This is a genomic window from Fibrobacter sp. UWB13, from assembly GCF_900177805.1.
Lineage (GTDB): Bacteria > Fibrobacterota > Fibrobacteria > Fibrobacterales > Fibrobacteraceae > Fibrobacter.
The window spans coordinates 886,913-901,859 of the sequence record NZ_FXAX01000001.1 but is presented as its reverse complement, the minus strand read 5'-3'; the positions used below and the strand labels follow the sequence as shown (position 1 = coordinate 901,859).

14 protein-coding genes are annotated in these 14,947 nt (G+C 49.4%); 12 read left to right on the top strand and 2 right to left on the bottom strand.

Features of this window, described 5'->3' with window-relative positions; all coding sequences use genetic code 11:
* Positions 1 to 141 precede the first annotated feature (141 nt).
* The 5 genes from rplU (at position 142) to B9Y77_RS15895 (ending at position 4,408) form a co-directional block, all read left to right on the top strand.
* Entirely contained in the window at positions 142 to 627 is a 486-nt protein-coding gene (gene rplU, locus B9Y77_RS03785) for a 50S ribosomal protein L21 (RefSeq protein ID WP_014545146.1), read from the top strand.
* Positions 628 to 630: 3 nt separating this feature from the next.
* Entirely contained in the window at positions 631 to 891 is a 261-nt protein-coding gene (gene rpmA, locus B9Y77_RS03780) for a 50S ribosomal protein L27 (RefSeq protein ID WP_072828035.1), read from the top strand.
* Positions 892 to 994: 103 nt separating this feature from the next.
* Positions 995 to 3,367 carry a hypothetical protein gene (locus B9Y77_RS03775; protein ID WP_254899911.1) on the top strand — a complete coding sequence of 791 codons (2,373 nt, stop codon included), beginning with the start codon at positions 995 to 997 and terminating at the stop codon, positions 3,365 to 3,367.
* 5 nt (positions 3,368 to 3,372) lie between these two features.
* A complete protein-coding gene (locus tag B9Y77_RS03770; RefSeq protein WP_254899910.1) occupies positions 3,373 to 4,158 on the top strand; it encodes an inositol monophosphatase family protein in 786 nt (261 codons plus the stop codon).
* 100 nt (positions 4,159 to 4,258) lie between these two features.
* Entirely contained in the window at positions 4,259 to 4,408 is a 150-nt protein-coding gene (locus tag B9Y77_RS15895; RefSeq protein WP_176221707.1) for a hypothetical protein, read from the top strand.
* 102 nt (positions 4,409 to 4,510) lie between these two features.
* Here B9Y77_RS15895 and B9Y77_RS03765 read toward each other — a convergent pair whose 3' ends face one another.
* The gene (locus B9Y77_RS03765) at positions 4,511 to 6,052 is read right to left on the bottom strand and encodes an acyl-CoA carboxylase subunit beta (RefSeq protein ID WP_073424024.1); all 1,542 of its coding nucleotides are present in this window, start codon (positions 6,050 to 6,052) and stop codon (positions 4,511 to 4,513) included.
* A 20-nt stretch (positions 6,053 to 6,072) separates the two neighbouring features.
* Positions 6,073 to 6,921, bottom strand: coding sequence for an ACP S-malonyltransferase (gene fabD / locus B9Y77_RS03760; RefSeq protein ID WP_014544920.1), 849 nt, complete (start codon positions 6,919 to 6,921; stop codon positions 6,073 to 6,075).
* A 232-nt stretch (positions 6,922 to 7,153) separates the two neighbouring features.
* On the opposite strand from fabD, the gene B9Y77_RS03755 reads away from it, so the two are divergent.
* The 7 genes from B9Y77_RS03755 to gdhA all read left to right on the top strand — a co-directional run bounded on the left by B9Y77_RS03755 (position 7,154) and on the right by gdhA (position 14,380).
* Complete coding sequence (locus B9Y77_RS03755; protein ID WP_014544921.1) at positions 7,154 to 7,399, top strand: acyl carrier protein; 246 nt, start codon at positions 7,154 to 7,156, stop codon at positions 7,397 to 7,399.
* A gap of 36 nt (positions 7,400 to 7,435) precedes the next feature.
* Positions 7,436 to 9,829 (top strand): beta-ketoacyl-[acyl-carrier-protein] synthase family protein, encoded by a 2,394-nt coding sequence (locus B9Y77_RS03750; RefSeq protein WP_085490514.1) that lies wholly within the window; start codon positions 7,436 to 7,438, stop codon positions 9,827 to 9,829.
* Between the two features lie 21 nt (positions 9,830 to 9,850).
* The gene (locus tag B9Y77_RS03745; protein WP_073424025.1) at positions 9,851 to 10,582 is read left to right on the top strand and encodes an SDR family NAD(P)-dependent oxidoreductase; all 732 of its coding nucleotides are present in this window, start codon (positions 9,851 to 9,853) and stop codon (positions 10,580 to 10,582) included.
* Positions 10,582 to 11,025, top strand: coding sequence for a 3-hydroxyacyl-ACP dehydratase FabZ (fabZ, locus tag B9Y77_RS03740; protein WP_015732419.1), 444 nt, complete (start codon positions 10,582 to 10,584; stop codon positions 11,023 to 11,025). Before B9Y77_RS03745 ends, fabZ begins: the two co-directional genes overlap by 1 nt.
* A 90-nt stretch (positions 11,026 to 11,115) precedes the next feature.
* Positions 11,116 to 11,793 carry a lysophospholipid acyltransferase family protein gene (locus tag B9Y77_RS03735; protein ID WP_254899909.1) on the top strand — a complete coding sequence of 226 codons (678 nt, stop codon included), beginning with the start codon at positions 11,116 to 11,118 and terminating at the stop codon, positions 11,791 to 11,793.
* Positions 11,793 to 12,641 (top strand): patatin-like phospholipase family protein, encoded by an 849-nt coding sequence (locus B9Y77_RS03730; protein ID WP_073424027.1) that lies wholly within the window; start codon positions 11,793 to 11,795, stop codon positions 12,639 to 12,641. Before B9Y77_RS03735 ends, B9Y77_RS03730 begins: the two co-directional genes overlap by 1 nt.
* A gap of 389 nt (positions 12,642 to 13,030) precedes the next feature.
* Entirely contained in the window at positions 13,031 to 14,380 is a 1,350-nt protein-coding gene (gdhA, locus tag B9Y77_RS03725; RefSeq protein ID WP_073424028.1) for an NADP-specific glutamate dehydrogenase, read from the top strand.
* Positions 14,381 to 14,947 lie beyond the last annotated feature (567 nt).

Sequence of the window (14,947 nt, the reverse complement as noted above, 5' to 3'; positions counted from 1 at the left end):
TTGTCGTTAGTCATTGGAAAATACCCTAGAATTAGCGTTCTTTCGTCTTTTTTCTCATTTTTCACCTTTGTGCCCCTTTGATTTTCTGTGCACTATTACTAAATTTGGGACTCCAATAGCAACCTAAAAAGGATTACAAAAATGTATTCTATTGTTGAAACAGGTGGTTTCCAGTATAAAGTCGAACTCGGCAAGGCCTACAAGGTCCCGACGATCGACGCAGCTGTTGGTTCTGAACTGGAGCTCAAGTCCGTTCTTCTTTTCTCCGGAAAAGAAGTGCAAGTCGGCACCCCTGTCCTGAATGACGCATCTGTCAAGGTCGAAGTTCTCGCCCATGGCAAGGAAGACACGATTATCGTGTTCAAGAAGAAGCGTCGTACCCGTTACGAACGTCGTAACGGTCATCGTCAGGGCTATACCGAGGTGCTCGTCACGGAACTCCGCTCCGGCGCTGAATCTGCAGTCGTTGACCCTCAAGTTATTACCCGCAACCGCGCTCGCGTGGCTGCCCTTGCTAAGCAGAAGGTTCAGAACAAGCCGCTCACTCGCAAGGAAAAGATCGCTCAGGGACTTCCGAAGCCGGCTAAGGTCAAGAAGAACTCTCTGCGTAAGGCTAAGGAGGCTTAATCCATGGCACATAAGAAAGGTCAAGGTTCAGTACGTAACGGCCGCGACAGTAACGCCAAGTACCTTGGTGTTAAGAAGTATGCGGGCGAAACCGTCAAGGCTGGCAACATCATCGTTCGTCAGCGCGGTTCTCACTTCCACAAGGGCAACAATGTCGGTATGGGCAAGGACTTTACCTTGTTCTCCCTCATTGATGGCAAGGTGAAGTTTGAACGCCTCGATGCAAAGCGCCAGAAGGTCTCTGTCTACTCTGAAGAAGCCTAATAACTTTGGTTAGCTTTTAAAAGCCGGACGCGAAAGCGCCCGGTTTTTTTGCGTTTAGGGCGTTTTCACATTGCGTTTTTTCTAAATTAATAGCGTGAATTCTATGCGTTATTTAAAACTTTATCTCATATCTGTTCTTGCCATGTTCTTCTTCGCCTGCTCTGACGATGACGACGGAACTGAATACATGTTTGACAGGGAAATCTCTGAATATTCCGTTCTTAGGGAATGTTCTCCAGGCACGCCCGAGGGTACGACATGCTACAAGATTAGGTACCGTTATCCGATATTGACGGATAATTATTCTGGATTGTGTGTCTGGTTTGATACCACCGTTGTCGATGATACGTCAAAGTCTGTAAATGACAAGCAGGTGGCTCTTGCTCATGACTCGACGAATGAAGACGCGTTCTTCCAGAAGTATAAAAGTTCGGGTAGTTTTTACGATACTCTTGATTTGACCGATAAGATTACGCATTTTATCGAAGATGGCTATGACAGTCTCCAGGTTGTGATGTTCTGTGAATATTCCGATGGCGGCAGTCCTGGTTCTGTCCAGCGCCTTTTCATTCCGTTTAAGGACGTCGAGGCACCTTCTATTGTTGAACCGCTAAAGGATTCTGTTTGGTCTACGGGGGCGATGTTTGAATGGTACCGTCCGATGGACCGCACTGACCTTTTGGATCCGTCTGCCGTGTCGGGCGAAATCCTGGGTTACAATATTCGTCTTTGGGCTGAAGATTCGACCGAAGATATCCGCGATTTGAAAGTGACAGTCATAACGCCAGAAGGTGTTGATAGTAAAGGTGAAAAGTATTACAAGCGCCATGCCCGAATCCGTTATGCCAACGATTCTGTTCGTGTTGATGATGTTTCTCATGGCGATAAGCGAAAGAATTATCTCAATCTCGTAGTTCTTGACGGGAAGGGTTACGATACAGAGAATGTTTCGAGCAATCGTTTCCGTGTGTACATCGAAGGACTCCGAACGAGTTCCAATTCTGTATCGTACACATACACGATCGCCATTTCGTCTTGGGATATGGCTGGCAATGCAAGTGGCTCCGAAGCGGACCAGTCTACGCCTGTAAATGCCTGTCAGGGAATTTACACGACGGATTCCATTGCTCCTCTGATGCCGACTAAGATTTTTACGAATGAAGATTCTCTTTATCCTGGTTATGCAAGGCTCGATAGTAATAACAGAGTCCTTATATTCTGGGACCGCAGTGTTGATCCTGTCAAGTTTGATCATGACATTGAATCTGATTCTGTAATTATTATTCCTCGTGGCTGTAACGATGGGAGCTGCTATGAAAATGTATCCCGTTATGTTATTGAATATTATGACAAACTAGATAAGTCTTGGCATGAATATTCTTATGCGGGTGGCGATGATCGTTATGGTGTCCAATATCAGAGAAATGATGAAAAATTCGAAGTCGATTTGTCCGGTAAAGGAACGTTTGTTACGGATACAATCCGCTGGGTGGCTCCTGGCGATACGTTGATTTTGCGTATCCGCTCGGTTGATCGGTCTGGCTATTATTCTCGTGCGCTGGTGGATTCGATATTTGTTTCTCCTGGTGCGCTTGCCAAAAAGATGGAGTGTCCTCAGGGCTTTGTCGCTGTTTCTACATCTGATACCACCGAGTTCTGTATGGAAAAGTTCGAACATCGCAGTGCAGATGGTTCGTTTATGACGAACGTGTTGCATTCCGAAGCTTTGGCTACGTGTGAGGCAATCTCTGCTAGCGGTTTTGAAGTTTCCCTTTGCGGTGAACGCGATTGGGAACTTGTTTGCTTGTCCGGTGGTTCCTTGTCGTATGGGTTTATCGAAGAAGATGCTTCGACGGTTGCTGATCATTGGTCTAATTACTGTAACGTAAGTACAAATGATTCTGCGTCTGCTGCAAGTATTTCAAAACGTGACCAGCGTTGCATGAACCCGATGGGCGTGAGAGACTTGCCGGGGCAGTACCAGGAGTGGGTGAAGGGACGTTCCAAAGATACCGTTGCTGTATTGAAGGGCGCAAGCTACAAGGTTTACGAAGGGCTTGATCACGAATCGATTGCTTACTGCACCAACCGCGCATTCCCGTTCTACACGCGCCCAGAATATACGCAAGATTCCGTATATCTTTATCGTGAAGGAACTAAGGTTGATACGGTGTATGTTGCTGATACAACGAGAACTTTGTATAACGTATTAACGAAGAAAGATTTTAAGGATACGTTGCAGTTCTATGATGTTATCGATGCCAATGGTAAGGTTATCGGAACGGATTATTCGCTTTATTCGGAATACAAGAAGGGTGGAAAATCCTGGCTTGATACGCTATCGAATGGATTGACTTATAAGCCTTCGAAGAAGGAAGCTGTTTTCCTTACTGGAAAAACGCTTAATTATCGTCAAGCATCGGCTTTCTACAAGTCGTCTTCCATTGGCTTCCGTTGCTGCGCATACAAGAAATAAAAGAAATGAATACAGAAGACTTTTTGAATGTCGCAAAGGAACTAGCCCGCAAGGCGGGTGACCTTTGCCTAGAACTTCAAAACAACCTTGGCGATGTCCGATATAAGACTGTCAAAGATGTTGTGACAATCGCTGATGTCTCCAGCGAAAAACTCATTGTCGATGGGTTGCGTGCCGCATTCCCGACACATTCCATCCGCACAGAAGAAGCGGGTGTTATCGAAGGCTCTGATCCTCGCTACCGTTGGATTATTGACCCGGTCGATGGTACCGTGAACTTTAGCCGTGGCATTCCGCTGTGGGGCATTTCGATTGCCTTGCATTTCGAAGGCAAACCGCTTGTTGCTGTCGTGAATTTACCCAAGCTCGGTGAACTCTACACTGCAGCAAAAGGCATGGGCGCGTTCATGAATGGTAAACAAATTCACGTGAGTCGTGAATCGAATCCGACTCATGCGATTGTTTCGAATGGCGATTTCAACGTGGGCGATGCCGCAAAAATCAATGCGCAGAATTCGCACAATTTCGCCCGTGAAGCTGAAACGTTTGAACGCGTGAAGTGCTTGGGCTCTGCTGTGATTGAAGGCTGTTTCACGGCTTGCGGTCGCATTGACTGTTTTGTGATGACCATGAGCTATCCGTGGGACATTGCTGCTATCGCGCTCCTCGTCGAAGAAGCGGGTGGCAAGTCCACGCACATTGACGGCACTCCCATGCAGTTTGTCGATGCTGAACAGGTCATTTTCACTAACGGCCTCTTGCACGACACCCTCGTGAAAACCCTCGCTTAACGAAATCTTTCACAGCTTTTTTTCTTGTCATGCCCGTCTCCGAACGGGCATCACCTTTTTTTGTTTTTTAGATTATATTTGATAAAAAAGGAAACTGATTATGATTAATATTTTGATTCTTTTGGGTTTATGTACTTTTGCGTTTTGTGTTTTTATGGTTGTGGCAGGTATTGTTAGAATAGATGAAAAATTGAAAAAAATATCTGAAAATCTTGAAATTCTTATAAATATATATAGTCAGAAAAAATAAATTTGAAAAAAAATCCCGATTCCTGCGACGGAACCGGGATATTTCATTTTCTAACAGCTTTTAGCATTGGCCAATGACTATTGACCAATGACTAATAACTAATTACAGCGGAATATTTCCGTGCTTCTTCCAAAGCACAGCCTTCTTCTTGTTCTTCAAGTTTTCGAAGGCAGAAACAAGGCGGTCACGAACGCTCTTCGGTTCAATGACTTCGTCAATGAATCCGTTGCCAGCAGCGATATACGGGTTCAAGTACTTTTCTTCGTATTCGTTGATGTACTGTTCGCGGAGCTTGGCCGGTTCTGCAGATGCGGCGATTTCCTTTCTGCGGAGGATATCGACAGCGCCTTCTGCTCCCATCACGGCAATCTGAGCGATCGGGAGGGCGAACACGCAGTCTGCACCGAGGTTCTTGCTGTTCATGGCGATGTAAGCGCCACCGTATGCCTTGCGGAGGATGAGCGTCACGCGCGGCACTGTTGCTTCGGCGTAAGCAAAGAGGAGCTTTGCGCCGTGGCGGATAATGCCGTTGTGTTCCTGCTTCGTGCCCGGCATGTAACCCGGAACGTCTTCGAGCGTAAGGATAGGAATGTTGAAGCTGTCGCAGAAGCGGACAAAGCGTGCAGCCTTGTCGCTAGCGTCCACGTCCAAAGAACCGGCGAGGTACTTCGGCTGGTTAGCGACAACGCCAATCACGTTACCGTCGAGGCGGATAAAGCCGATGACAACGTTCTTTGCAAATTCCGGCTGGATTTCGAGGAAGGAATCCTTGTCGGCAAAGCAGTTGAGCACGTCGCGAACATCGTAAGCGCGCTTGAAGTTGTCCGGAATGATTTCTTCGATGTCGGCGGACTTGTCCACGATTGTACCGGCCTGAGCGACAGACTTGTCTGTGTTGCTCTGTGGGAGGTACTTGAGCAAGTTACGCACGCCTTCGAGGCATTCTTTGTCGTCCTTGTACACGAAGTGTGCAACACCGGACTTGGAAGAATGAACGCCTGCGCCACCGAGCTGGTCCGGGGTCACGACTTCAGCAGTCACAGCCTTCACGACAGCCGGGCCCGTGATGAACATCTGGCTCGTCTTTTCGGTCATGAAGATAAAGTCTGTAATAGCCGGGGAGTAGCAAGCACCACCTGCGCACGGTCCGAGAATCACGGAAATCTGCGGAATCACGCCGCTTGCCCAAGTGTTACGGGCAAAAATGCCACTGTAACCGTCGAGGGAGCTAACGCCTTCTTCGATACGGGCGCCACCGCCATCGTTGATGCTGATGAACGGCACCATGGAATCAAGGGCGAGGTCCATCACGTGGCAAATCTTCTTCGCGTGTGCGGAACCGAGAGAACCGCCGCTCACCGTGAAGTCCTGGGAGCAAGCGTAAACCGGGCGGCCATTGATCTTGCCGTAACCCGTCACGACACCGTCACCGTAAATGCGCTTGGATTCCGGGAGCTCGATGCTCTGGGAAAGGCGCATGGCACCGATTTCCTTGAACGTTCCCTTGTCAAAAAGGATTTCAAGGCGTTCGCGAGCGGTGAGCTTGCCTTGGGAATGCTGCTTTTCTACACGAGCGGCGCCGCCACCGGCCTGTGCCTTGGCGTTGCGTTCGCTCAACTTTTCTAAATACGATTTATCCCACATAGTATTCCTGTGTGTTGCGATTACTTTTGAATGCGCTTGATAAGGTTGGTAAGGACTTCGCCGGGGCCAAGTTCCTTAAATTCGGTGGCACCGTCTGCAATCATGTTCTTGACCGTCTGTGTCCAACGGACGGGGGAGGTGAGCTGAGTGAGAAGGTTTGCCTTAATTTCGTTCGGGTCCGTGTGCGGCTTGGCATCTACGTTCTGGTAGACCGGGCAGACCGGAGTCGAAAATTCAGTTTCTTCGATAGCCTTGGCGAGTTCTGCACGAGCGCTTTCCATGAGCGGGGAGTGGAATGCACCACCGACCTGCAGCGGAACGACACGCTTCACCTTGCCGGTGAGGTATGCTGCGACTTGATCGATACCGGCCTTTTCGCCAGAAATCACGACCTGTCCCGGGCTGTTGAAGTTTGCCGGAACAACTGCTGCGTCCTTGACCTGTGCGCAAGCTTCTTCGACGAGTTCGTCAGAACCGCCGAGAACTGCTGCCATCGTACCCGGGCGGAGTTCGCATGCCTTCTGCATGGCTTCGGCACGCTTTGCAACGAGCTTGAGACCAGCTTCAAAAGTGATGGCGCCCGTAGCCGTGAGTGCGGAGAATTCGCCGAGCGAATGACCAGCGGCCATATCCGGCTTACCACCCTGAACCTTAGCCATAGCAACGGAGAGCAGGAACACTGCCGGCTGCGTGACTTTCGTCTGCTTGAGGTCTTCTGCGGTGCCATTGAACATCACGTCAGTGATGTTGAAGCCGAGAATTTCGTTTGCCTTGAGGAACATCGACTTTACGTCGGCGTTCGATTCGAATAAATCTTTGCCCATTCCTGGGAACTGAGAACCCTGACCGGGAAATACGTATGAAATCATGGGCTCAAATTTAGTAAATAATGTTTCTCTAAATGGTATTTATTTATTACAGAAAGCTTTCTTTTTGAAAAAGTTTACAATACAGACAACTACCTTTTAATATAGGTGTGATGCGTATTTACCATTTATCCTCGAAAACTGCATTTTGTACGTTTTTTGTGAAAACGGCAATTTACGAAAGAATATTTTTCTATCTTTGTGCTAAAATTTTATCAAAAGAGGATACAAAAATATGGCAAACGAAGAAATCAAGAGCAAACTCAAGGCATTCTTTATGTCCGATCTCGGCGTAGATGGCGATGTCCTGAATTACGATACTCCGCTTTTCGGCGAAGAAATCGGTCTTGACTCCGTGGACTCCCTTGAAATCATCTCCTTCGTCGATGACAACTTCGGCGTTTCTATGACTGGCGTTGCTAAGGAAAACTTCCAGAGCATCGACACCATCGCCGCTTTCATCGAAAAGAACAAGGCTTAATCAAGCCTTTTTATTTGAGTATTGTTTGGAATTTCTATGACTTCTAATAATCGTCGCTGTGTTGTTTCTGGCCTTGGCGTTATCTGCGCCGTAGGCAACAATGTTGAAGAAACCTGGAAAAACGCCCTGAATTCCGTCTCCGGTATTCACAAGACTACTTCGCTCGATACCAAGAACTGCTATGCAGACCTCGCTGCCGAAGTGAACTGTGATACGCTGGACGATATCGAATGCCCGGACGAAAAGGACCGCGCCTCCAAGCTCTGCATCAAGGCTATGAAAGAAGCCCTGAACGATGCAGGTCTCGGTGACTTTGCCGATAGCAGCCGCGTAAGCGTCATTATCGGTAGCTGCGTGGGTGGAGTCCTCAGCATTGAACAGTACCATCGCCACGGTAAGAACGTCAACGAAATTCCGAAGATGCCCATTGCTGCAATCGCCTCTCAGGTGGCAGAAGCTTGCCATGCGGGCGGCATTGTCACAAACGTGGGTAACGCTTGCGCTGCCGGTACGATTTCCATTGCTCTTGCTTGCGACCTTATCCGCGCAGGCAAGGCTGATGTCGTGATCGCCGGTGGCTCCGACTCCTTTGCTTCTGTTCCGTATTCCGGCTTCCTTTCTCTCCATGCTTTGGACGAAAACGGTTGCTCTCCGTTCAACCACTGCAACGGCATCACCCTCGGTGAAGGCGCCGGCATCGTGATTGTCGAATCTCTGGAACATGCCGAAAAGCGTAACGCCAAGCGTTATTGCGAAGTTCTCGGCGCAGGCGTCACAAGCGACGCTCACCACATTACGGCTCCTCGCGAAGATGGCGTCTGCCTCCTCGAAGCGATGGACCGCGCTGTCAAGAATTCTGGCATCAAGAAGTCTGACATCGGTTACCTGAACGCTCACGGTACGGGTACGGGCAAGAACGACAATGCAGAAATCAATGCATTCCACAAGTTCTTCGACGAAGAAAATCCGACCTTGAGTGTCAGTTCGACCAAGGTAATGACGGGCCACTGCCTCGGCGCCGCCGGTGCAATCGAAGCCGTGTTCAGCATCAAGGCTCTCACGACGAACACCGTGCTCCCGACTCTCCATTACACCGCCGAAGATTCCGAAGCCCTCAAGGCCAAGGTCGGCACAATGGACTACGTGCAGAACACCCCGCGTGCTAAGGAACTCGAATGCGTCATGAGCAACAACGTCGCTTTCGGCGGCACGAACGCAAGTATCGTGTTCAGCAAAAAGCCGGGCGATGTTCAGAGCCAGGTCGCTAAGGATAAGAAGATTGCTGTGACAGGTATTGGCATTGTAAGCCCGATCGGTAACAGCAAGGAAATTTACCTTGACGCCGTCAAGAACGGTAAGCTCCCGGAATCCGCTTCCATTTGCTCTACTGTCACGAACGACGACTACAAGGAACTCGGCATCAAGATGGCCTTCTACCGCAAGCTCGACAATCTGGGCCAGCTCCAGACCGTGTCCGGCATGCGCGCCCTCAAGGATGCTAACTTTACGGTCTCTGAAGACAACGCCAAGCAGATTGGTATCATCGTGGGTACCAGCGAAGGCGGTCTCGGTGCCACTTACGATTTCGAGGAACTCATTGCCGAAGCCGGTAATGCAGGCGGTAGCGCCTTCAAGTTCCCTCACACAGTTTATAATGCCGCCGGTGGCTACCTCTCGATTCTCTCTGGAATCAAGGGCTACGGCGTCACCATCACGACGGGTCCGCTCTCCGGTCTCGATAGCATCGGCTACTCCATGAACGTCATCCACGACGGTCAGGAAGAGGCTATGATGGCTACGGGTACGGACGAAAACCTCCCGATCATCACCGAACTCTGCCAGAAGATGAACGTCGCTGCCGACAAGGTGGTGGAACCGTATTCCAACTCCAATGGCTTTGTGGTGGGCGATGGCTCCGTTTCTATCATCATGGAAACCGAAGACTACGCCAAGTCTCGTGGTGCAAAGGTTTACTGCTATGCTCTCGGTTACGGTAATGGCCGTAAGAACGTGAAGTTTGGCCACATCTCCGGTTCTGACGAAGCTCTTGACCTTGCTATCAAGGATGCTCTCAACGATGCAGGCGTCAGCATTGACGAAATTGATGCTGTCTGCGGTTTTGCAAACGGCTTCAAGAAGATTGACGATATCGAAAAGGGTGCATACGCACGCGTGTTTGGCGATAAGCTTGCAAGCCTCCCGCTCTTCCAGGTGAAGGAACGCGTGGGCGAAGGCCGTGCCGCTTCTGCGACACTCGCCGCTGCCGAAGCCGCTCTCATGCTCGGTGGTGAACTTGCCGAAGAAAACGCCTACTTTATCGCAAATGGCGAAGTTTCTAAGAAGAAGGTCGCAACAGCGGGCTTCAAGAAAATCTTGGTCACTTCCTTTGCTACGGGCGGTTCTTACAGCGCCGTTGTTCTCGGTAAATAATTTTTTGAAGGAGAATTTATAATGAAAGTTGCAATCGTTACTGGTTCTTCTAAGGGGATTGGCAAGGCTTGTGCCCTCCGCCTCGCTCGTGACGGCTACACGGTCGTCGTAAACTACTCCAGTTCTGATGCTGCCGCTCAGCAGACTTTGGACCAAATCAAGTCCGAAGGTGGCGACGGCATGATTTACAAGGCTAACGTTGCCGTGCTTGCAGAAGTCAAGCAGATGGTCCGTGACGTTTTCAAAGCTTACGGCCGCATTGATGTTCTTGTGAACAACGCCGGTATCGTCCGTGACGAATATCTTTTGATGATGAACCCAGATACGCTCGACAAGTGCTTTGACTTGAACGTGAAGGGTTACTTCTACTGCGCCCAGCAGGTGGCCGTCAAGATGTACAAGCAGAAGTCCGGTGTGATTATCAATATGTCTTCTGTTTCTTCCAAGTTCGCTCTTGCCGGTCAGGCTGTTTACAGCGCTACGAAGGGCGCCGTGAACTCCTTTACACAGACGCTCGCCAAGGAACTTGGCGGTTACGGCATCCGCGTGAACGCAGTCGCTCCGGGCTTTGTCGCTACAGAAATGATCGAAGCCATTCCGGAAGAAACCCGCAAGGGCTACCTCGAAAAGGTGCCGCTCAAGCGCTTTGCCTCTGCTGACGAAGTCGCAAACGTCGTTTCTGCTCTCGCTTCTGACCAGTTTGCTTATGTGACGGGTCAGGTCATCGTTTTGGATGGAGGTCTTTCCCTGTGATGAACATTTACCAGATCAGCGAAAAGATTGCCCAGCGTCCGCCGTTCCAGATGATTGAAAAGGTCACGGAACTCGTTCCGAACGAATCTGCAACGGGCATCAAGAATGTTTCTGTAAACGAACCGTATTTCATGGGCCACTTCCCGGGCACCCCGATTATGCCGGGCGTCCTCATTTGCGAAGCTTGCGCCCAGCTCTGCTCTCTCGTGATCGAGAAGCCGGCTGAAGACCTTGAAAAGAACTTGTACGTTCTTTTGAAGATTGACGGTTTCAAGTTCGTGAAGCCTGTGATTCCGGGTGACCAGCTCGAAATCTCCGTCAACAAGACGAAGGGCGGTGGAGTCATCGTTGGCTTTGACTGCGTTGTCAAGGTAAACGGCAATGTCCACGCCAAGGGCTCCCTTACGTTTACGTCCATTCCTAAGGAATCTTTGGGCAAATAAATTAATTGTCCTTTGTGTCTTCCCGACCTTGTGCCGGGATCGCCTTATATACAGTTGATGATTGAGAAAGCGAAAAATATAATTGCTGGTTTGTTTTGGAAGTTTGTGCTTTTCCTTGTTGTTTACGGGGTACGCACTTACTTGTTAGTGGTTTATCGTCCGAAAATGACGTTCTTGGGGTCTGTCAAGTCGACTGACCTTAAGGAGCCGATGATTATTATTGCTAACCACACGAGCATGCTCGATCCCTTGATGGTGCAGTCTCTGTTCTTCCACAAGCGCAGTATCGTTGTAGCTAAGGATCAGGTCGAAGACCCGCATTTTAGCTGGGCTCTTAAACGTTTCAAGAACGTGATTCCTTGCGACCGCTTTAACCTTGATACCGAATGGGCGCTCCTTGCCAAAAAGGAACTCGAAAAGGGCAATTCCGTTATTATTTTCCCGGAAGGCAAGTGCCGTTACGATGGACTCTTGAACGAGTTCAAGACGGGTTTTGCATTCCTTGCTCGCAGTACGGGTTATCCGGTTCTTTCACTTGGCATTGACGGCATTTACAAGATGGGTCACCGCACGCAGATTGTGGTGGACGAACCCGAAAAGATTGAACGCGTCAAGGGAATTCCGTCTTCCAAGCATCTTGCAGAACGCAGCGAATATTTCCGCCAGAAGGTTTGGGAACTCAAGCAGCGCGCTTTGGGCCAGACGGGGGCTATTCTCCCTGTTGCCGCTGAAACGCCTGAAGAAGTTTTGCCTGAGGAGAGCAAGTAATGAAGATTGGCTTGGCTCTAGAAGGCGGTTCGCGTCAGACTATTTTTTCGGCAGGCGTTTTGGACGCTTGGCTTGATGAAGGTATTTATTTCCCGTATATTTCGGGCGTAAGTGCTGGTTGCCATGCTGCCATGAACTTTGTTACGCGCCAGCGCGGTCGTTTCCGCTATATTATCCAGCCGACCAAAATCCAGAAGGGTAGCGACAAGGCTCATCGCATTTTTGATGGCATCCAGAAGGAATGCTATGCGCTTCATTACAATGCTGCGTATGGCGATATGCCGTTCGATTTCCACCTGTTCTTTGGTTCTGGCGTGGAATGCGAATTTGGCTTGACTTGCCTGGAAACGGGGCGTTCGGAATTTTTCCAGGAATACATGAGCGAAAAGCGTTTGCTCGATATCGTGAATGCGAGCAGTGCACTCCCGATGCTTTTCCCGATGGTGCAGATTGACGGCAAGCACTATGCTGATGGCTGCGTGACTTCTCCGATTCCGTTCCAGCGTGCATTCGAAAAGGGTTGCGACAAGGTTGTTGTGGTTTCGACGCATTATCCCGGCGAAATCGTGACGGACTTCCGCAAGTACCGTGTGATTTTGAATCCGATGTTCAAGCGCAAGTACCCGGATTTCTTCCGTGCGCTCATGTTGCGCTACAAGCGTTACGAGAAGATGTTTGCTGAGATGGAAAAGCTCGAAAAGGCTGGCAAGATTTTGATTTTCCGCCCGGAAAAAGAAGTTTGCGACCTCTTTGCAACGGATCGTAACGAACTCGATGAATCCTACAACATGGGGCTTGAATACGCCAAGCGGCGTATGGGCGACCTCAAAGCCTTCATGGAAATCTAGTAGACGCATGTCATCCTGACGCCGAAGGCGGAAGGACCCAGTCATTTCTAATATTGAAAAGCTTGCCTCTGCGCGGGCTTTTTTTGCATTGTCACCCCGGTCTCTGTACCGGGGGCGCCGTCTTGTATAAAGAAAAACATTATTATAAATGTAAAACTTTGTTTACTAAATTCTGTGAAATGCATAAACTTACAAAAATGTAAGTGTTTGCTTTGTGTACCCTCGTTTTTTTGTGAAAAAAAGCAATTGGTAAAACTGATGAAAAACTAACTTACAAAAATGTAAGAAATTGAAGATTTTTACCCCTTTTTCACTTTTTCGGAGCACCCTTTACTATCTTTACAAGCGCTAAAACATTAACAATCTAATTCTCAACGGAGATATAAAAAATGGCAATTAAGAATGCTTACCTTCAGAAGGTTTATGAAAAGGTCGTCGCACGCGATCCGGACCAGGCTCTCTTCCACCAGGCTGTCCGTGAATTCCTCGAATCCCTCGACCCGGTCCTCGAACAGGACAAGTCTTGGGAAACTAACGGCGTGATCGACCGCCTCGTCGAACCGGAACGCGTGATCACTTTCCGCGTACCTTGGCTCGATGACAAGGGTAACGTTCAGGTCAACCGTGGCTACCGTGTTCAGTTCAACTCCGCTATCGGCCCGTACAAGGGCGGTATCCGTCTCCGTAACGAAGTGACGCTTTCCATGCTCAAGTTCCTCGGCTTCGAACAGATCTTCAAGAATAGCTTGACCACGCTCCCGATGGGTGGTGGCAAGGGCGGTTCTGACTTCGATCCTAAGGGCAAGAGCGACAACGAAGTCATGCGTTTCTGCCAGTCTTTCATGACTGAACTCTGCAAGCACGTCGGTGCTGACACGGACGTTCCGGCTGGTGACCAGGGTACTGGCGCTCGCGAAATTGGTTACATGTTCGGTCAGTACAAGCGCATCCGCAATGAATTTGTGGGCGTTCTCACTGGTAAGGGCCTCTCCTACGGTGGTTCTCTCGCTCGTACCGAAGCTACTGGTTACGGCCTCTGCTACTTCACTCGCGAAATGCTCAAGGACCTCGCTAACGACTCCTTCGAAGGCAAGACCGTCGTGATTTCTGGTTCTGGTAACGTTGCTCAGTTCGCTTGCCAGAAGGCAACGCAGCTCGGCGCTAAGGTTGTGACCGTTTCTGACTCCAACGGCTACATCTACGACCCGAACGGCATCAACCTCGACATCGTTCTCGACCTCAAGAACAACAAGCGCGCTCGTATCAGCGAATACGCTAAGCTCGTCCCGGGTTCTGAATACCACGAAGGTTCTAAGGGCGTTTGGACGGTCAAGTGCGACATCGCTCTTCCGTGCGCAACTCAGAACGAACTCGATCTCGAAGGTGCAAAGGCTCTTATCGCTAACGGCGTGAAGGCTGTTGCTGAAGGTGCTAACATGCCGTCTACTCCGGAAGCTATCGAAGCCTTCCAGAAGGCTGGCGTTCTCTTTGGACCTGCCAAGGCTGCTAACGCTGGTGGCGTGGCTACCTCCGGCCTCGAAATGTCTCAGAACTCCGAACGCCTCTCCTGGACCTTCGAAGAAGTGGACAAGAAGCTCGAAGGCATCATGAAGAGCATCTACGCCGCTGCTTCCTCTGCCGCTGTCAAGTACGGCCAGAAGGGCAACCTCGTGATGGGTGCAAACATCGCCGGCTTCCTCAAGGTTGCCGATGCCATGAAGTGGCAGGGTGCTGTTTAATGCAATGCCTTGCTTAACGCAAGGCATCGCTTTAGACTAGGGAAGGCTCCGCCCTCCCTAAGACCCTCCTTTCCCAAATGCTAATTGCATAGGAATTAAAGAACGCTTGGTTGATACCAAGTGTTCTTTTTTGCTTACGGAGCTGCTTACGTCATCCTGAGCGACCGTAGGTCGTGATATATGAAACTAGGCAGCTTGCTGCCGTAGTTGAATTAGGTTCGAAGGAGCAGGATCCAGTTACATTTCCAATGGCTAAAAGCCATATGCGAAAAGCATTAAAAAAGTCTCCGGTCTCGAAAGAGCCGGAGGCTTTTTTGTTGCCGTAAATATTTACGGACGTTTACATTACGGAAAGATGACTTTTTACATACGACGCTTGGGCAGGGGAGGGTTGGTGTAAATTTTTGATTGAAATTTTTTAGAGAAATGGTGGTCGCTGAGATTGCTTTTTAGAAATTTTCGGAACGATTTGGAACATCTGCCAATAAGAAAAAGTGTGATGTATTTCACGAATCCCAGTGTTTGTCGGTGTTGAAAGCTGGTTGAGATTAGTTTGTTAAAATGTTA